Raw genomic sequence first — 17,428 nt, 5'->3', positions numbered from 1 at the left:
CTCAGACTCCAGCGGCCTGGACGGGAGCGTCTGCGGCGGCGACGAAGCTGTAGCAGGGCAGCGGACCCGAGAGCCTCAGCTCGACACGGTCGCCGTTGGCACGGCCGAATCGCTCCGCCGCCGCGTGGAAGGCCGCGCTGTCGCCGCGGTCGATGAGGAACGACGCGTTCAGGACACACCCCTGGACCTCAGGACCCGGTGTCACCGCGCGTGCCCTGGGCGTCAGTTCGCGCAGCAGCCGGCGACCCGCTTCGGCCGCCCGGCTCTCCAGCGCGGCGACCACCGCCTGGCCGAGCCGGACACTGGCTTCGTAACCGGGCCGTCGGCGCACCTCGTCCCGCAGCCGACGGACCGTGCCGTCCTGCGCGACGACCTCTGCCAGCGCGTGCTGCGCCGGGAGCGCCTTGAGATTGACCTCCACCCTGCCGGAGAGGAACTCCAGCGCGGTCAGATGGCCGGCCTCGCGTGCCGCCAACTCGCCGAGCACCGTCTCCTCGTCCGTCGCCACCGTGCCGAAACGCATCGGCAGCACAGAGCCCTCTTCCGACAGGCGCAGCAGCACGTTCTGGTGCGCGAGCAGATCCCGCCGTCTGGCGCGGAGCTTGGCGGGGGCCGCACTGACGACAGCCGCGACCCGTCCGTGCCGGAGCACGCGCAGCGGCGCGGCCGGGCTGCCGACGCCCTGTGCGTCAGCCGGAGGTCCTTCCCCCGCAGGGATGATCGCGTAGACGTACACGCCCTCGGGCGCCATACCACCGGCCGCCATGGCTCACGCCTCCGCGGGGCGTCGTCGGCTCGTACCACTCCGGGCCGGGGCGCGCCGCTTCCTCGGCCGTTCCTGCTGCTCTTCCTCGTATGCGTACTCGTCGGGGTCGTCAGGGCCGTCGGGGTCGTCGGCACGGCCACCGACCGCCTTGCGTACGGTGTCGCCCACGCTCTCCGCGGCCTTGCGCACCTTGCGCTTGCCGACGGACTTGGCGACACCACCGCCGAGCAGCTCGGGGATGGTGGTGCTGCCGGAGTCGCGCTCCAGGTCGAGCCGGTTGCACGCCTCCGCGAACCGCAGGTACGTGTCCACGCTCGCCACGACGATGCGTGCGTCCACCTTGAGGATCTCGATGCCGACCAAGGACACCCGGACGAACACGTCGATCACCATGCCCCGGTCAAGAATGAGTTCGAGCACGTCGTACAACGTGCCTGCGCGCGGTGGGCACGCGACGACCTCGTCGGAGTAGGTGGTCGCAGGCATGAGGGGTCCTTCCGGTAGTCGGGCAAACCTGGGGCACTGCTCACTCGTCGGCGGCCCCTCGCCGATAGCGGCGGACCCTGCGGTACTCCATGAGCTCGCCGTCCTGATCGAGCCGTACCTCGTACGACGCGAGCAGGCTCGTCGTGTCCGGAATCCGGGGCAGTTCGAGGACGTCCACGACCACACACCAGCCGTCGTCCTCACGGCCCACCGCCGACACGCCCTCCGTGGGATGACCGGTCAGGCCCTCCAGGCTCTGGCGGGCCGTGCGCGCGGCGTGCTCCGCGCCCCGCACGCCCGGTGTGCGGCGCGCGGTCGTCGCGGAGGATTTCCTGGTGCGCGGCCGACGCTCTTCTGCCATGCACACGAGTCTGGTGACTATCCGGCGCGTCGCATCTTGAGCGCGGCAGTCGGGTGCCGGTCCCTCTCCGACGGGGCACGCAGCACGCCTGACCGTCCTCGCGGCTTCACCCGTCGATGTGCGCGGATGTCGCGGGTAGTTCCACGGTGACGCGGAGTCCGCCGGCGGAGCGCGGAGTGAGGGTGAGTGTCCCGTCGTGTGCGTGGGTGATGGTCTTGACGATCGCCAGGCCGAGGCCGACGCCCGCATGGCCGGTGTGCAGGCGTTCGGTGCCGCGGTGGAACGGTTCGGTGAGTGTCGAGACGAGCTGCGGGGAGAGGTGCTCGCCGGTGTTCTCGACCGTGAGCAGGGCACCGTCGGGGCGGACGCGGGTGGTCACCCGCACGATGCCGTGTTCGGGCAGGTTGTGGACGATCGCGTTCTGTACGAGGTTCGTGGTCAGCTGCAGGAGGAGCGCGTGTGATCCGGTCGTGGGGGTGATGTCGCCGGAGGTCTCGATGGTGACGCCATGCTTCTCCGCGAGGGGCAGGAGCGTCTCCGTGGCCTCCTCCGCCAGGAGGGACAGGTCGACGTCCGCCCGGGTGAAGGACCGCTGCTCGGCACGGCTGAGCAGAAGGAGCGCCTCGGTGAGGTCGATGGCCCGGGTGTTGACGGCGTGGAGGCGGTCGATGACCTGACCGGCGTCGTGGTCCGGGTCGGTGCGGGCCACGTCGAGGAGGGCCTTCGACACCGCCAGCGGGGTGCGCAGCTCGTGCGAGGCGTTGGCGGCGAATCTCCGCTGCTCGGCGACGTGTGCTTCGAGCCGCGCCAGCATGGCGTCGAACGCGTCGGCGAGTTCACGGAACTCGTCCTTGCGGCCCGGCAGTCGGATGCGGTGGGAGAGTGATCCGGTCGTGGCCTGGCGGGTGGCGTCGGTGATGCGCGTCATCGGGGCGAGCATCCGGCCGGCCAGGAGCCACCCTCCGACGAGGCCGAACGCCAGCAGGAACGCGAGCACTGCGGCCGCCCTCGGAGCGAAGACGTGCAGGAGGTTGGACCGGATGGGAAAGACACCGTGTGGGAGGGCGTCACCCGCGTCGCGGATCATGAGCGCACGGTCGGGGACGTAGCGCAGGAGGAACATCCACACCGCCGCGAGCAGCAGGACGCCCGCGATCATGAGGAACCCGGCGTAGCTGAGGGTGAGTTTGACGCGGACGCTCACCCCACGTGTCCTATCCACGCCTGCCTCCCCCGTCCCCTGCGCCCTTCTTCTGGTCCCTCTCGTCCCTCTGGTCCTTCTCGTCTCCCCCCTGTCCGGCTTCCGGTCGCGCGTCGATGCGGTAGCCGACGCCCGGCACGGTGGCGATGACCCAGGGTTCACCGAGGCGTTTGCGCAGTGCCGAGACGGTGATGCGGACGGCGTTGGTGAACGGGTCGGCGTTCTCGTCCCATGCGCGTTCCAGCAGCCCTTCGGCGCTGACGACACCGCCCTGGGCGGCGACGAGAACTTCGAGCACGGCGAACTGCTTGCGGGTGAGCGGGACGTAACGGTCGTCCCGGTAGACCTCGCGGCGGAACGGATCCAGCCGCAGACCTGCGATCTCCCGCACGGGCGGCCTGCTGTGGGCGCGCCTGCGGTCGAGTGCTCTGAGTCTGAGCACGAGTTCCCGGAGGTCGAACGGCTTCGTGAGGTAGTCGTCGGCGCCGAGCTCGAACCCGGTGGCCTTGTCGTCGAGCCGGTCGGCGGCGGTGAGCATGAGGATCGGCATGCCGCTGCCGGAGACGACGATGCGTCGGGCGATCTCGTCACCGGTGGGCCCGGGAACGTCCCGGTCGAGGACGGCGATGTCGTACGCGTTGACGCTCAGCAGCTCCAGAGCTGTGTCGCCGTCACCCGCGATGTCCGCCGCGATGGCTTCGAGGCGCAGGCCATCGCGGATGGCTTCCGCCAGGTAGGGCTCGTCCTCGACGATCAGCACTCGCATGCCTTGAGGCTACGAGCCGACGCGTATCGTCGGCGTATCGGAAACCGGATACGTACCGGCAACAACGCACTGCCTTCACTGGCGGTATGACGCGAACCCCATCATCGGCACGAACGACGACCCGCCGGCTTCGTCGCCTCCCCGTCGTCGGCCCGCTGGTCGTCTTGGCGGTGATCACCGCGGCCATCGGTCACCAGGTGGCGAAGTCCTCGCCGCCCTCGGCCGCGGCTCCGTCGCACGCTCTTCGCAGCGGGCATCTCGGTGCGCTCGGCGAAGCCGACGGGGTAGTCCCCGACGGCGTGACGGTCTTCGACGACGCCGTTCCGGCCGTGGCCCATCTCGATGCGGCTCTGCTCGATGCCCTGCGCCGGGCCGCGACGGCCGCCGCGGACGACGGAGTCCACTTCTACGTCACCAGCGGCCGGCGGTCCCCTGCCTACCAGAACCGGCTTCTTCGCGAGGCGGTCTCCGAGTACGGGTCGCAGGACGAGGCCGCCCGATGGGTGGCGACCGCGGCGCCGTCCCCGCACGTGTCGGCGGACGCGGTCGGCATCGGGCGCTCCGACTGCCCGCGCAGGTACGCCGACCCCACCCACGACCCGAGGATGCAGCGGTGACCGGCGGTGAGCGAGGAGAGACGAGGGCACGGGTGGACGTGGCGGAGGCCGGACGGGGCGACCGCCGGGATGCCGACCCGGGGACCCGGCACGCGGGCGACCGCCGGGGCACCGGCGCCGTGACCTGGCGCGCGGGCATCCGCCGGGTGGTTCGCCGCGGCTTCCGGCCGGAGCCCTGGCTGCGCGGCCCCGTGCTCGCGGCGCTGGGGCTGCTGCTCGGCCTGCTCATGCTGCTGCACGCGGAGATTCCGAATCGGATCGGGAACCTCGGCAGCCTGGTGGAGACCTTCCTGCCGTGGTTCGGCCTGTTCGTCCCGGTGCTGCTGGCCGGGGCCCTGTGGCGCCGCTCCGCCGCCGCGGTGGCCGCGCTGCTGCTGCCGGTCACGGTGTGGCTGAACCTCTTCGGCGGGCTGCTCGACGACAAGTCCCGCCCGGACAGCGACCTCACCGTGGCCGGCCACAATGTCGGCGCCGCCAATCCCGATCCGGCCGGCACCGCCCGTGACCTGGCCGCCTCCGGCGCGGATGTGCTGGCACTGGAGGAGCTGACCCAGAGGGCGCGGGGCACGTACGAGAAGGAGCTGGCGAAGGAGTACCCGTACCACACGGTGATGGGCACGGTCGGGCTGTGGAGCAGGCTGCCGCTGTCGGACATCCGGCCGGTCGACACCGCGATGGACCACGGACCGCTGGCGGACACCAAGCCGCTCGACGTCAGGATGGCGGACAACCGGGCCCTGCGCGCCACGGTGGCCACGGATCAGGGGCCGCTGGCGGTGTACGTGGCTCACCTGGGGTCCGCGCGGGTGAATCCCAGGGCGGGCTTCTGGACGGACTCGCGGGACAGAGGAGCGCGGGCGCTCGGTACGGCCGTCGCCGCGGAGCGGAACGAGCGGGTGGTGCTGCTCGGGGACCTGAACGGCACCATGGACGACCGTGCGTTCGCGGACCTCACCTCGCGGCTGCGCTCGGTCCAGGAGGCGGCCGGGGACGGCTTCGGCTTCACCTGGCCGGCGACGTTCCCCATGGTGCGGATCGACCAGATCCTGGTCCGCGGTGTGGAGCCGGCGAGCGCGCGGGTGCTGCCCGCCACCGGCAGCGACCATCTGCCGGTGGCCGCCGGTCTCAGCTGGTGATCGGGCACACGGCCGATACGCGCCCGCGCACCGCCGTCACGCGGGGCGGCGGTGCCCGACACCTGCGTGGCCGGTGCCGTGACCGCGCGAAGGTTCTCCGGGTTGCCGTCCGCCGTGCGGGACTTGGGTGGGGTGGGACGTGTGCCGACATCGCATCCGTGCGTCCAGGCACCGTGGCGGAGCCCGTCGAGGTCCGCGGACCCGGCCGGAAGGGGCAGGGGCCGCTGCGGTCAGGGCGGCAGCCGGTCGCCCCCGGCGGTCACCTGACGTGCGCGGCGATGGCCCGCGCGCACTCCATCGGCTCGGCATGCGTGGTGTCCACCTCCAGGTCATAGACCACGCCCCGGTGGACCATCTCGGCCTGGGACGCGGCCATCCCGACGACCCGGTCGCCCCGGGCGGCCTCGCGGCCCGCGGCGACCGCACCGTCACACCGGACGCCGACCCACAGCACCCGCAGGTCGCGCAGAGCCTTCTGCCACCGTTGCTGCGAGTCCGCTCCACCGAGGAACACCTCGTCGACGACGACACGGGCGCCCGCACGGGCCATCGCGGCGATCCCCTCGATCCATGCGGCCTCCACGGTGCGGAACTCCGGCCCGACGATCACTTCTCCGTCCGGAGCGAACTCGATCCCGCCGTCCGACGCCTGCATGGACGCGGGCATCGCGTCCACGAGCGTGTCGGTGCCGAGGGTCAGCCAGGGATCCGGCAGGACCGCCTGCAGACACCTGGCGATCCCGGACTTCCCCGAGCTGGAACCACCGTTGAGAACGATCACCGCAGTCTTCACGACGCCAGCGTAGAGGCGCCGCAACACGCTGTGAAAAGGGTTTCGACGCACACGGCCCGCCCCCGCGGACAGCGCCCGCCCCTGCGGCCGGCCCACTCAGCGGTCATGGCCCGACCCTATCCGTGTGCGGCCGGCCGCGGTGGTGGGGCCGTCCGCGAGAAGGGGGTCGTGAGGGGCCACCGTGGTTGACGGGCCGTGAGGTGGGCAGGGTTCTCACAGCACCAGCTATGACAACGATGTCAGACCCTGGATGGAGGCCCTGATGCTCAGAGCGTCACCCCGCTCGCGTCACCTTTTCCCCCGCACCGCGCTTCTCCTCGCCCTCGGTTCCCTGCTGCTGGCCCTCATCCCGCTCAGCGCCGAGGTCCACGCCGCCCAACGCACCGGCAAGAGCTGGTCCGTCGGCGAGCCCGGACACCGGCGCGACGGCGTCTCGGCCGTCGTCCGGCTGGACGACACGCAGGGCACGGTGACCCTGGCCGCCCACAAGGGCGCCACCACCGTGCTGGAGCCCGCCCCCGTCGGCCTCGTCACGAAGAGCGCCGACCTCACCTCCGGACTGCGGCTGATCTCCCGCACCACCCGGCAGGTCGCCGAACGCTACAGCATGACCACCGGTAAGCAGCTCCGCCGTACCTTCGAGGCGACCGAGAGCCGGTTCTCCTTCAGCGGCACCGGCGGCGCACGTCTCGACCTGCTCGTGCGGGTGGCGGACGACGGTGTCGCCTACCGGTACGTACTGCCCGGCCGGGACGGGATCACCGTGCTGCGCGAGGCGTCCGCCTTCCAGCTCCCCGCCTCGGCCGAGGCATGGCTCGCGCCCTATACCGCCAACTACGAACGGGTGTTCAGCGCCACTTCCGCGTCCCAGGCCGCGGACGGGACCTACGGCTATCCCTCGCTCTTCAAGGTGGGCGGGACCTACGCCCTGCTCACCGAGTCCGACGTCGACGGACGCTACGCCGGCGCCCACCTCGTCCACGAACAGGGCAGCGGACGCTACACGGTGGAGCTGGCCGACCCCGAGGTCACCTCGCCCGGCCCGCTCGCCACACCGTGGCGGACCGTGGTGATCGGCGACCTCGCCACCGTCACCGAGTCCACGCTGGTGGACGACCTGGCACCGGCCTCCCGTATCCGCGACACCTCGTGGATCCGCCCCGGCAAGGTGGCGTGGTCGTGGCTCGACGGCTTCGCGGGCGCGCAGCGCAGCCTCCCCGCGCAGCAGCGCTTCGTCGACTACGCCGCGGCGCACGGCTGGCCGTACTCCCTGGTCGACGACGGCTGGAAGACGGTTACGTGGATGCCCCAGCTCATCGAGTACGCCCGTGAGCGGGGCGTCGACATCCTCCTGTGGGTGCACTACAGCGACCTGGACACCGCCGCGGAGCGCGCGGAGTTCCTGCCCCGGGTCAAGCAGTGGGGTGCGGCCGGGCTGAAGATCGACTTCATGGACTCCGACGCCCAGGAGCGCTTCCGCTGGTACGACGACGTGCTGCGGGACACGGCCCGGCACGAACTGCTCGTCAACTTCCACGGTGCGACCCTGCCCAAGGGCATCCAGCGGACCTGGCCGCACGTGATGACACTGGAGGCGGTCTACGGAGCCGAGCAGGGCAACGTCCCCGCCTCCAACATCACCGCCCTGCCGTTCACCCGTAACGTCGTCGGGTCGATGGACTACACCCCGATGGCGTTCCAGTTCGGTACGCGGACCGTTTCCGACGCCGCGGAACTGGCCCTGTCCGTGGTGTACGAGTCCGGTTTCCAGAACTTCGCCGGATCGGTGCGGGCCTACCGGGACCGTCCCGAGCTGGAGCGGTTCCTGGAGCAGGTGCCCACCGTCTGGGACGAGTCGCGGCTGGTGTCCGGCCGCCCCGGTGAGGAGGCCACGTTCGCCCGGCGCCACGGCGACCGGTGGTTCCTCGGCAGTGTCACCGCGGGGCCGGCCGGCCACCAGGACGTGCCGCTGGACTTCCTCGGCGGTGGACGGTGGCTGGTCGAGGTGGTGCGGGACGGCGACGCGGGGCTCGTACGCGAACGGCACGTCCTGACCCGTCGTGACACCCTGCGCGTGCCCACGGCCGAGCACGGCGGCTTCGCCGCCCTGATGTGCCGTCAGGCGCCGGGCCGCGACACCTGTGACCGTGAGGTGTCCCGGCTGCCGCTGACCGCTCTGACCGTCACGCCGGACCGGATCGAGACCGACCCCGGCACCACGGTCGAGGTCAGCGCGCGGTACGCGGTGGAACAGGCCGGACCGGCCGAGGACGTCTCGTTGTCCCTCGGCGTGCCCGAGGGCTGGTCGGTGGAGGGGGACGATCCGCGGGCCACCGAGGTAAAGACGGGCGGCGAACTCACCGGGCGCTGGAAGGTGACGGTGCCGCCCGGCGCCGCGGACGGCGGCCGGGATCTGACGGTCACCGCGCAGTACCGCGCACCGGACCGGCCGGGTGCCGACGCCCTGCGGGTGGAGCGGACGGCCCGCGTGTACGTCTCACCGCCCGGCGTCGACCATGTGAGCAGTCTGCCCTTCGCGGAGGAGCGCAACGGCTGGGGACCGGTCGAACGTGACGGGTCCAACGGAGAACGCGACCCCGGTGACGGTGGCCGGCTGACCCTCCGTGGCAAGTCCTACGACAAGGGACTCGGGGTGCACGCCGCGAGTGAGGTCGTCGTCGAACTGAACGGCTCCTACCAGCGGTTCACCACCGTCGTGGGGATCGACGACGAGGTCGCCGGCAAGGGCAGCGTCGCCTTCGAAGTGCTCGGCGACGGCCGGTCGCTGGCGTCCACCGGGGTACTCACCTCCGCCGACGCCGCGCGGGGCATCGACGTCGACGTCCGCGGCGTACAACGGCTGACGCTCCGGGTCACGGACGGTGGAGACGGGGTCGACTCGGACCACGCCGACTGGGCGGACGCCCGGCTGCACCTCTGACGCGGCCGGCGTCAGCGGATCCTCCGGTGCCCGGCCCGCCGCGCGCGGGCCGGGCGGTCATGCCGGGTCTCCGGTCCGCCTTACGAACGGCGGACCGGAGACCCGGAGGTGCGAGCCGGCGTGCGGGCCAGGTCGGGGCCGCGGTGGTCACCGCGTCTATGTCACCGGTCCCGTGGCCGGTGGTGTCGGGTCGTAGGCGGCCTCGTGGGCGATGTCCCGCAGGCGCAGTGCCGCGGTGAGCAGGTCCTGGTGGGTGGTGTAGAGGGCGTTGACGCCGAAGCGCAGGAGGTCGGGTGCGCGCATGTCGGCGATGACGCCGCGCCGGGCCAGCGCGGTGGTCAGGCCGTGGGCGTGGGGGTGGCGCAGGGTGATCTGGCTGCCGCGGCGGGCGGGATCGGCCGGGGTGACCGGGGTGAAGCCCTCCGGGGTCAGGAGTTCCTCCGTGCAGCGCAGGAAGAAGTCCGTGAGGGACAGGCTCTTGGTGCGGACCTGAGTCAGGTCGACGCCGTCGAAGGCTGTCAGGGCCGCTTCCAGGGCGAGCAGGGACAGGATGGGCGGGGTGCCGATGCGGGCGCGGGCGATGCCCGGGGCCGGGGTGTACTCCCGGGCCAGGGCGAAGGGGTCGGCGTGGCCGGTCCAGCCGGGCAACGGCGTTCTCAGGTCCGCGTGGTGCCGGTGCGCCACGTACAGGAAGGCGGGGGCGCCGGGGCCGCCGGAGAGGAACTTGTAGCCGCAGCCGACGGCCAGGTCCACACCCAGGGCGTCGACGTCGAGGGGCAGGGCTCCGGCCGCGTGGCACAGGTCCCACAGCGCGAGGGCGCCGGCCTCGTGCGCGGCGCGCGTCAGCGCCCGCATGTCGTACAGCTCGCCGGTGCGGAAGTCGACGGGTGAGTAGCTGACCACGGCCACCCGGTGGCCCTCGGCGTCGAGGAAGTCCGGCAGCGCGGACGGAGGCACGCGGCGTACGTCGAGTTCGCGGCGGCCGGCCACCGCGTCCGCGAGGTAGCGGTCGGTGGGGAAGTGCCCGGGATCGGTGACCAGCAGGGGCCGGTCGGGGCGGAGCGCGGCCGCGGCGTCGAGCGCGGTGAAGAGCTGCACGCTGGTGGAGTCGCCCGCGACCGTCTGCCCGGGCGCCGCCCCGATGAGCGCGCCGATGGCGTCGCCGACCCGCAGGGGTGCCTCCCACCAGCCGCCGTCGTTCCAGGAGCCGATCAGGCCGGTGCCCCACTGGCGTGTCACGACGTCGGAGAGGACCGGAGGTACGGCGGCGGGCAGCGGGCCGAGGGAGTTGCCGTCGAGGTAGACGACGTCCGGCGGGAGCAGGAAGCGCTCGCGGAGGGGAGCCAGGGGGTCGTCGGCGTCCAGTCGCGCGGCCTGCTCGCGCAGGGCGGTGGGTGCCGACAGCGCGGTGGTCATCGGTGTGCGGCCTCCTCGTCCGCCCGGCCGGACCGGAGGGGGGAGAACTCGGGAGCGGCCGGGCTCGGGGTGGACCCGGGATCGGACGGGCTCGGGGTGGACCCGGGGCCGGGCCGGTGCGGGGTGAATCCGGCGGACAGCTCGCGCAGGGTGTCCGCGACGGCGCGGGCGCCGGGCGCCCCCGGTTCGATGAGCGTGTAGTGGCCGGTGCCGGGCAGGACGACCGTCCGCAGGTCGCGGTGGACGTCCGCGTAGTCGGTGAACTGTGTGAGCGGCACCTCCTCGTCGACGGCCCCGTGCAGCAGCACCGTGGGCACCCCGGTCGTCCCCGCGCCGCTCAGCAGGGTGAGGGGGTCGACCTCGGGCAGCCGCCGGTCGAACTCGGTCTCCCCGCCCATGAGTTGCAGGGCGGCGCCGTCGCTGAGGTCGTCGCGCCTGGTGGCGGTGAGGTCGGTGATCGGGGCGAGGGCCAGCACGCTCGTCGGCAGGGTGCGCGTGTGCCAGCGCGAGCCGGCGGGCAGCAGTCCGCGGGCCGCACACCACAGGGCCAGGTGGCCGCCGGAGCAGTGGCCCGCCAGGACGTAGGGCCGCCCTTCGGGCAGGGTGTCCACGATCCGGGCGACGTCGTCGAAGGTCTCCGGGTAGCCGCCCGCACCGCCGGAACGGCGGAAGCCGGGAAGCAGGACGTGGAAGCCCTGCTGGGAGAGGTAGGCGGCGAAGGGGGTCAGGTGCATCCGGTCGTATCGCCAGTAGCCGCCGTGCAGCAGGACGACCAGCGGCGCTCGGGGGTCGTCGGCCGGCCAGGCGTCGTAGGACTGGTGGGGGTGGTCCCCGTAGCGGCCGTGGACCGGCGCCAGCACCGGCTTCAGGCTCAGGACCCGCTTCTCCTCCTCGGCCGCGAAGGCGGAGAGGACCCTAGACGTCACCGCGCACCTCCCACAGTTCCGGGAAGACCGGGCGGGCCGCACGTTTCTCCAGCCAGGCGAGCCCCGCGGAGCCGGCGCTGCCCGGCTTGGAGCCCATGGCGCGGCGCACCACCAGGACGTGCTCGAACCGCCAGCGGGTGACCAGTTCGGCGATGTCGGTGAGCAACTCGCCCAGCGCCAGGTGGGGATGGTGCTGCGGGCCGGCGTAGATCTGCCGCCACACCTCCACCACGCCGGGATCGGAGACGTACGGGCCGGTGACGTCCCGCTCGCGGACGCCGGGCGGCACGGGCAGGCCCTGCCGGTCCAGGAAGGCCAGCACCTCGTCGTACAGGGACGTCTCGCGGTACGTCTCCCCCAGCGCCTCGTGGACGGCCGGGTCGCCCCGGTGGGCGCGCAGCATCCCGGCCGACTTGTCGCCGAGGAGGAACTCCATGTGCCGGTACATGGCCGACTGGAAACCCGACGCCTGGCCGAACGCGGCCCGGAAGCCGTTGAACTGGGCGGGGGTCAGTGCGGCGATGGGTGCCCAGGCGCCGTTGAGCGAGGTCAGCGCCCGACGGCTGCGTACCAGGGCGTCCATCGCCGCGTGCAGGTCGTCCTTGGCGAAGGCCACCCGTGCGGTGCGCCACTCGTGCACGATCAGGGTGAACCACAGCTCCATCACCTGGGTGGTGACGAGGAAGCCCATCTCGTCCGGGGCTTCGGTGAGCGGCTGCTGCAGCGAGTTGAGGACGGACGCGTGCACGTACGCGTCGTAGGGGCTGGCGCCCGCGAAGGGCCGGGTCAGGGCGTCGTCCGTCACCGGCTCGGCGAGCGCGGACGTGCTGTTGTTCATCGCATCTCCTGGTGGTGCGGCCGACGGACGGCCAGGAAGGTGGGCGTCTGCGGAGGCGGTGTCACACGCCGAGGTGGGCGCCTCCGGAGGCGTCGAGCCACTGACCGGTCACCCAGCGGGCGTCGTCGCTCGCCACGAAGGAGACGACGTCGGCGATGTCCACCGGGTCGCCGAGCCGGCCGAACGTGGACGCCTCGGAGTACCGGCGGCGGATCTCCGGGATGCTGAGGGTGGGGTTGATCTCCGTCTCGGTGTAGCCGGGCGCGACGGCGTTGACCGTGATGTGCCGGGGGCCGAGTTCCTGGGCCAGGGCGAGGGTGAGGTAGTCCAGGGCGGCCTTGGTCATGGTGTACGAGACGAGCGCCGGGAAGGCGACGCGGGTCGCCACGGAGGAGATGTTCACGATCCGGCCGCCGTCCCGCAGCCGGTCCAGGCCACGCTGGATGATGAAGAACGGGGCCTTGGTGTTGATCGCGAAGACCCGGTCGTAGTCGGCCTCGGTCACGGCGGCGATGGGGCGCGGGACGGTGATGCCCGCGTTGTTGACGAGGATGTCCAGTCCGGCCGGCGCGTCCTGCTCGGACAGGGCCTGGTCGAAGGCCGCCCACAGAGTGTCGGCGTCACCTGGCACACCCAGTTCCGCGTGTACGGGGAAGGCGCGGCCGCCGTCGGCCTCGATCTCCTTGACCGTCTGTTCGGCGGCCGTCAGGTCGTGGCCGTAGTGGACCGCCACCAGCGCGCCCTCGCGGGCCAGACGACGGCTGATGGCTTTGCCGATGCCCCGGCTGCCTCCGGTGACCAGGGCGGTCTTCCCCTCGTGGCGGGCGGTGGCGGTCACGGTGGATCTCCTTTGCTCGGTGCTGGGTCTCGCTCAGTGGATACGGATACGGGTACGGGTCAGGCGTCGAAGTCGAGAGTGACCTCGGGGGTGCTCGGCCGGGTCCGGCAGACGAGCGTGTAGCCGGCGGCGCGGTCGCGCTCGTCCAGGGCGTACTGCCCCTCCCCCGCCACCTGGCCGGACAGGACCTTCGCGCGGCAGCTGCCGCACACGCCTTCACGGCAGGCGTACGGCACGTCGGGGTGTGCTCGCAGGAGTGCGTCGAGGATCGCCGTGTCCTGCGGCAGGACGGTGACGGCCCGGTGGCGCCCGTCGAGCAGGGCGGTGACACGGGTCTCCCCGGCGTGCGGGGCCTGTGGTGCGGTCGTCCGGACCGGCCCGGACGTCCCGGACGTCCGCTGTGGCGTGCCGGCCGCCGTGAACACCTCTTGGCGGACGAGCGCCGGATCGGCTCCCCAGTCCGTCAGGGCCTGTCGGAGGGCGTCGACCAGACCGGGCGGGCCGCACAGGGCGAACGCGGTGTCCGGGGTCGGACGGGCGTCCAGCGCGGCCAGCAGGCGGGACAGCCGCTCGGCGTCAAGCCGCCCGCTGAACGGGCCGTCACCGGGGCCGCGGTCCTCCCGGGTCAGGACGTACAGGACGGTGAGCCGGTCGACGAACGCGTCCTTCAGTTCGGCGAGTTCGTCGGCCAGCAGGGCGTCCGCGGAGGTGGGGACCGAGTGGACGAGGGAGACGCGGCAGGCCGGGTCCCGGCGCAGCGCGTGGGCGGCCATGGCGGCCAGTGGCGTGATGCCCGAGCCGCCGGCGAGCAGGACGTGGTGGGCGCCGGGCAGGTCCGGCAGGGCGAAGGGGCCGGTGGGCGGGGAGAGTTCGAGGTGGTCGCCGGGTGCGAGGCGGCTGGTGGCGTGGGCGCCGAAGCCGTCGGGGCCGCCCCGTTTGATCACCAGGCGGAGTGCCGTGGGGTCGTGCGGCGGCGGGCAGACCGAGTAGCTGCGGCGCAGTTCGCCACCGGCGCGGCGGTGCCGGACGACGACGTGCTGGCCGGGCCGGTGGGCGAAGACCTCGCGCAGCGCGGCGGGCACGCGGAGGGCGACGGCCACGGCGTCGTGGGTCAGGCGGTGCACGTCGGCGACCTCCAGGCGGTACCAGGGTGCGCGCGGACGCGCGCCCCGGTCCGGGTCCGGCGCCCGGCCCGGGTCCTGGTCCGGTCCCTGGTGCCGGCCGGGGCGTCGCTGTCGTTCCGGGGCCAGGTCCCGGCCGCGGTCAGGGAGGGGTCCGAGGCGCGTGGTCGGCGGGGTGGGGGCGGTGTTCACGGGCTGCCTCACAGCGCGGTCAGGTGGGGGAAGGGCTCGCGGCACGCCGTGCACCACAGCACCGACTGGCAGCGGGACGGCCCGAAGGGGGTGTGCGGCCGGGTGGCCCGCGAACCGCAGTGCGGGCAGGGCACTCCGCCGAGTTCGACCGTGACCGGTCCTTCGGGGGCCGGGGACACGGGTGGGGCGATGCCGTTCGCGGCGAGTTTCCGTCGTCCCTCGTCGGTGATCCGGTCCGTCGTCCAGGGCGGGGACAGCACCTGCCGTACGCGGCCCTCGGGGTGACCGCAGTCCGTCAGGACGTCCTGTACCGCCGCGGTGATCGCGGTCAGCGCGGGGCAGCCCAGGTAGGTGGGCGTGATCTCGACCTCCAGGATCCCGTCGGCGCCCGGGGCGACCGAGCCCACCACGCCGAGGTCACCGAGGCCGATCACGGGCAGCTCCGGGTCCGGGATCGCCTCCACCCGTTCGCGTACCTCCCGCACGGAGCGGACCGCGGTCGGCAGCGGCCCGGTCACCAGGTGCCTCCGGGGAACTGCCGGTGCACCGACTGCAGTTCGGCGATCAACGGGCCGAACTCCTCGGTGTGCAGGCCCGACCGGCCGCCCTCGGCCGACCAGGTGGGTGCGGGCACGGTGAGCCCCGCGTCGGTGACGACGCCGGTGACGCGATGTTCCCACTCCGCGCGCAGGGGTGCCGGTGAGGGCACCGTGCCGGAGGCGGCGAGGCGGCGCACCACCTCGTCCTCGTCGAAGAGTTCACCGATGTACGGCCACACCCGCTCCAGGCCACGCTGCATACGGCGGGTGCTCTCCGGTGTGCCACGGCCCAGCCGGCGGGTCCAGCGTTCCGCGTGCAGCCGGTGGAAGACGACCTCCTTGGCGGCCCGGGTGCCGAAGGCCGCCAGTTCGGTGTCGGCGCAGTCCGCCAGTGCCTCGTAGTACAGGACCGCGTAGTGCGTGTAGGCCAGCTGCCGGGCCACGGTGACCGCGAAGTCCTCGTCGGGCAACTCGGTGAGCAGGGCGTTGGTGAACTGGCGCTCGGACCGGGTGAAGGTGAGGTCGTCCTCGGTCCGGCCGCTCCCGTCGAGCCGGCCGCTGCGGGTGAGCAGGATACGGGCGTGGCCGATCAGGTCCAGGGCGATGTTGGACAGCGCCAGGTCCTCCTCGATGGTCGGCGCGCGAGTGATCCACTGGCACAGTCGCTGTCCGAGGACGAGGGCGTCGTCGCCGAGCCGCAACAGGTGTACGGCCAGGTCGGCGTCGGCCCGGGCCCGGGGCGCGGACGCGGGCCCGTCGGGTACGGCCGTCGGCGGCGCCGCACCGGTCGCGGCGGCGTCCACCCGTGTGTCAGTCGACGTGGTCACCCTCGGGCCCCTTCTCGGTCAGCGGTGCGAAGTGCTCGGGATACCGGTACGGCTTGTGGTGGGCGCCGGCGAAGTACGGGTCGCGTTCGTCCGGGGAGGCGGTGTGCACGGCGTCCGAGCGGACCACCCACAGCGACAGCGGGTCGCCGCGGCGCGCGTACAGGTCGCGGGCGAGCGCGAGTGCCGTGTCCGGGTCGGCGGCACGCACCGATCCCGCGTGCTGGTGCGCCAAACCACGGCGAGCGCGCAGAAAGACCTCCCAGGACGCCGGTACGCCCTCGCGGTCCCGGCTCATGCGGCCTCCCCCGGCTGCTGCCGCACGCCCGTGTCGGCGTCCACGTCCGCACGGGCCGCGTACGCGGCGGCCGCCTCCCGTACCCAGGCACCGTCCTCGTGTGCGGCCCTGCGGCGTGCGATCCGCTGCCGCGCCCAGTGGGTGTCGTCGCCCAGCGCCTCGCGGTAGGTGTCCCAGCCGACCGGGGTGAAGTCGTAGTGGCCCCGCTCCTCGTTCCAGCGGATCGCCGGGTCGGGCAGCGTGAGTCCGAGGCGTTCGGCCTGCGGGACGCACTGGTCGACGAAACGCTGGCGCAGTTCGTCGTTGGTGTGGCGCTTGATGCCCCAGGCCATCGCACGGCGGGAGACCGCGGCGCCCAGCGCCGCCGTCCGCGCGTCCGCGCCGCCCGCCTCGGTGTCGGGCGGGCCGAACATCAGCGCCACGGCCGGCAGCCACCAGCGGTCCACCGCGTCCTGGGCCATCTCCTTCTGCTCCGGCGTGCCCTCGCACAGCGCGCGCATCAGGTCGTAGCCCTGCCGCACGTGGAACGCCTCCTCCTGGCAGACGCGGCGCATCGCCCGGGCGTACGGCCCGTACGAGGTGCGGCACAGGGGCGCCTGGTTGATGACGGCGGCGCCGTCCGTCAGCCAGGCGATGGTCCCGGTGTCCGCCCAGGTCAGTGCGGGGTGGTTGAACGTGGCCGAGGCACGCTGCTGCCCCCGGTGCAGGGCGTCGAGGAGGTCGGCGCGGTCCACCCCCAGCGTCTCGGCGGCCGAGTACAGGTACAGGCCGTGACCCGCCTCGTCCTGCACCTTGGCGATGAGGACCGACTTGCGGTGCAGGGACGGGGCGCGGGTGAGCCAGGCGCCCTCCGGCTGCATGCCGATGATCTCGGAGTGGGCGTGCTGGGCGATCTGGCGGATCAGCATGCGGCGGTAGCCGTCGGGCATCCAGTCGCGCGGCTCGATCGTCTCGCCTCCGGCGATGAGCGCGTCGAAGTGCGCGAGCAACTCGTCCTGATCCGCGAGCAGCTCGTCCTGGCCCGCGGGCGCGGCGGCAGCGGGCCGTGCGGCGGGCTCCGCGGCGAGCTCTGTGACGGCGGGCTGTGTGCTCACGCGGCACCGCCCGCACCAGCGGTGTGCGCCGCGTCGACGCGGCGCACTGGGCGCCCGCGCCCTCCCGCGGCCCGGACCGGTACCGGCTGCCTGGGCACTCGCATCACTCCTTCGGCTGGGACCCGCCCGTCCTGTCGGGCAGGGCGGACGTCGTGGTGTGAGGGGACGTCGTGGCGTACCACGTTTCCTCGTTGCAGAGAGAGGCCGGGCACACCCTCCGGCTATCCCTGGCGCGCCCGGTTCCGGCGCGTGACAAAGCTCACGGGCCGGCCGAG

At 72.9% G+C, this 17,428-nt stretch carries 18 protein-coding genes; 3 read left to right on the top strand and 15 right to left on the bottom strand.

From position 1 onward, the window contains the following. Position 1: 1 nt before the first annotated feature. From ACFYXC_RS19200 to ACFYXC_RS19180, 5 genes are all read right to left on the bottom strand, one after another. Entirely contained in the window at positions 2 to 751 is a 750-nt protein-coding gene (locus ACFYXC_RS19200) for a GvpL/GvpF family gas vesicle protein (RefSeq protein ID WP_389553480.1), read from the bottom strand. A gap of 18 nt (positions 752 to 769) precedes the next feature. After that, entirely contained in the window at positions 770 to 1,252 is a 483-nt protein-coding gene (gene gvpJ, locus ACFYXC_RS19195; protein ID WP_389553057.1) for a gas vesicle protein GvpJ, read from the bottom strand. A gap of 40 nt (positions 1,253 to 1,292) precedes the next feature. Then, complete coding sequence (locus tag ACFYXC_RS19190) at positions 1,293 to 1,613, bottom strand: gas vesicle protein (RefSeq protein ID WP_389553054.1); 321 nt, start codon at positions 1,611 to 1,613, stop codon at positions 1,293 to 1,295. Between the two features lie 106 nt (positions 1,614 to 1,719). After that, positions 1,720 to 2,835, bottom strand: coding sequence for a sensor histidine kinase (locus ACFYXC_RS19185; RefSeq protein ID WP_389553051.1), 1,116 nt, complete (start codon positions 2,833 to 2,835; stop codon positions 1,720 to 1,722). Then, positions 2,828 to 3,580, bottom strand: a complete 753-nt coding sequence (locus tag ACFYXC_RS19180) for a response regulator transcription factor (RefSeq protein ID WP_388909323.1) — start codon at positions 3,578 to 3,580, stop codon at positions 2,828 to 2,830. The genes ACFYXC_RS19185 and ACFYXC_RS19180 overlap by 8 nt, the downstream gene beginning before the upstream one ends. An 86-nt stretch (positions 3,581 to 3,666) precedes the next feature. On the opposite strand from ACFYXC_RS19180, the gene ACFYXC_RS19175 reads away from it, so the two are divergent. Together ACFYXC_RS19175 and ACFYXC_RS19170 are read left to right on the top strand one after the other, a co-directional pair. Continuing rightward, positions 3,667 to 4,197: a D-alanyl-D-alanine carboxypeptidase family protein gene (locus ACFYXC_RS19175; RefSeq protein WP_388909320.1), complete on the top strand. Its 531-nt coding sequence runs from the start codon at positions 3,667 to 3,669 to the stop codon at positions 4,195 to 4,197. Between the two features lie 227 nt (positions 4,198 to 4,424). Next, the gene (locus ACFYXC_RS19170; RefSeq protein ID WP_389553478.1) at positions 4,425 to 5,333 is read left to right on the top strand and encodes an endonuclease/exonuclease/phosphatase family protein; all 909 of its coding nucleotides are present in this window, start codon (positions 4,425 to 4,427) and stop codon (positions 5,331 to 5,333) included. Between the two features lie 259 nt (positions 5,334 to 5,592). Here the strand turns inward: ACFYXC_RS19170 and cpt are convergent, their stop codons facing one another. After that, the gene (gene cpt / locus ACFYXC_RS19165; RefSeq protein ID WP_389553476.1) at positions 5,593 to 6,114 is read right to left on the bottom strand and encodes a chloramphenicol phosphotransferase CPT; all 522 of its coding nucleotides are present in this window, start codon (positions 6,112 to 6,114) and stop codon (positions 5,593 to 5,595) included. Between the two features lie 274 nt (positions 6,115 to 6,388). On the opposite strand from cpt, the gene ACFYXC_RS19160 reads away from it, so the two are divergent. Further along, entirely contained in the window at positions 6,389 to 9,067 is a 2,679-nt protein-coding gene (locus ACFYXC_RS19160) for a glycoside hydrolase family 97 catalytic domain-containing protein (RefSeq protein ID WP_389553047.1), read from the top strand. A 156-nt stretch (positions 9,068 to 9,223) separates the two neighbouring features. Here ACFYXC_RS19160 and kynU read toward each other — a convergent pair whose 3' ends face one another. The 9 genes from kynU to paaA form a co-directional block, all read right to left on the bottom strand. Further along, positions 9,224 to 10,483 (bottom strand): kynureninase, encoded by a 1,260-nt coding sequence (kynU, locus tag ACFYXC_RS19155; RefSeq protein WP_389553044.1) that lies wholly within the window; start codon positions 10,481 to 10,483, stop codon positions 9,224 to 9,226. Then, positions 10,480 to 11,409 carry an alpha/beta hydrolase family protein gene (locus ACFYXC_RS19150; RefSeq protein ID WP_389553041.1) on the bottom strand — a complete coding sequence of 310 codons (930 nt, stop codon included), beginning with the start codon at positions 11,407 to 11,409 and terminating at the stop codon, positions 10,480 to 10,482. Before ACFYXC_RS19150 ends, kynU begins: the two co-directional genes overlap by 4 nt. Then, positions 11,399 to 12,247 (bottom strand): tryptophan 2,3-dioxygenase, encoded by an 849-nt coding sequence (locus tag ACFYXC_RS19145; RefSeq protein ID WP_388909305.1) that lies wholly within the window; start codon positions 12,245 to 12,247, stop codon positions 11,399 to 11,401. The genes ACFYXC_RS19150 and ACFYXC_RS19145 overlap by 11 nt, the downstream gene beginning before the upstream one ends. Before the next feature lie 61 nt (positions 12,248 to 12,308). Continuing rightward, positions 12,309 to 13,085 carry an SDR family oxidoreductase gene (locus tag ACFYXC_RS19140; RefSeq protein ID WP_389553039.1) on the bottom strand — a complete coding sequence of 259 codons (777 nt, stop codon included), beginning with the start codon at positions 13,083 to 13,085 and terminating at the stop codon, positions 12,309 to 12,311. A 59-nt stretch (positions 13,086 to 13,144) separates the two neighbouring features. Further along, positions 13,145 to 14,398 carry a 2Fe-2S iron-sulfur cluster-binding protein gene (locus ACFYXC_RS19135; RefSeq protein ID WP_389553036.1) on the bottom strand — a complete coding sequence of 418 codons (1,254 nt, stop codon included), beginning with the start codon at positions 14,396 to 14,398 and terminating at the stop codon, positions 13,145 to 13,147. An 8-nt stretch (positions 14,399 to 14,406) separates the two neighbouring features. After that, positions 14,407 to 14,916 carry a 1,2-phenylacetyl-CoA epoxidase subunit PaaD gene (gene paaD / locus ACFYXC_RS19130; protein WP_389553034.1) on the bottom strand — a complete coding sequence of 170 codons (510 nt, stop codon included), beginning with the start codon at positions 14,914 to 14,916 and terminating at the stop codon, positions 14,407 to 14,409. Further along, positions 14,913 to 15,740, bottom strand: a complete 828-nt coding sequence (paaC, locus tag ACFYXC_RS19125; RefSeq protein ID WP_389553474.1) for a 1,2-phenylacetyl-CoA epoxidase subunit PaaC — start codon at positions 15,738 to 15,740, stop codon at positions 14,913 to 14,915. The genes paaD and paaC overlap by 4 nt, the downstream gene beginning before the upstream one ends. A 7-nt stretch (positions 15,741 to 15,747) precedes the next feature. Further along, entirely contained in the window at positions 15,748 to 16,059 is a 312-nt protein-coding gene (locus ACFYXC_RS19120) for a 1,2-phenylacetyl-CoA epoxidase subunit B (protein WP_388909293.1), read from the bottom strand. Further along, positions 16,056 to 17,153, bottom strand: coding sequence for a 1,2-phenylacetyl-CoA epoxidase subunit PaaA (gene paaA / locus ACFYXC_RS19115; RefSeq protein ID WP_389553031.1), 1,098 nt, complete (start codon positions 17,151 to 17,153; stop codon positions 16,056 to 16,058). The genes ACFYXC_RS19120 and paaA overlap by 4 nt, the downstream gene beginning before the upstream one ends. Positions 17,154 to 17,428 lie beyond the last annotated feature (275 nt).

The organism is Streptomyces sp. NPDC002701 (genome assembly GCF_042889045.1).
Classification (GTDB): domain Bacteria; phylum Actinomycetota; class Actinomycetes; order Streptomycetales; family Streptomycetaceae; genus Streptomyces.
This window is presented reverse-complemented; position numbering and strand designations above follow the sequence as displayed.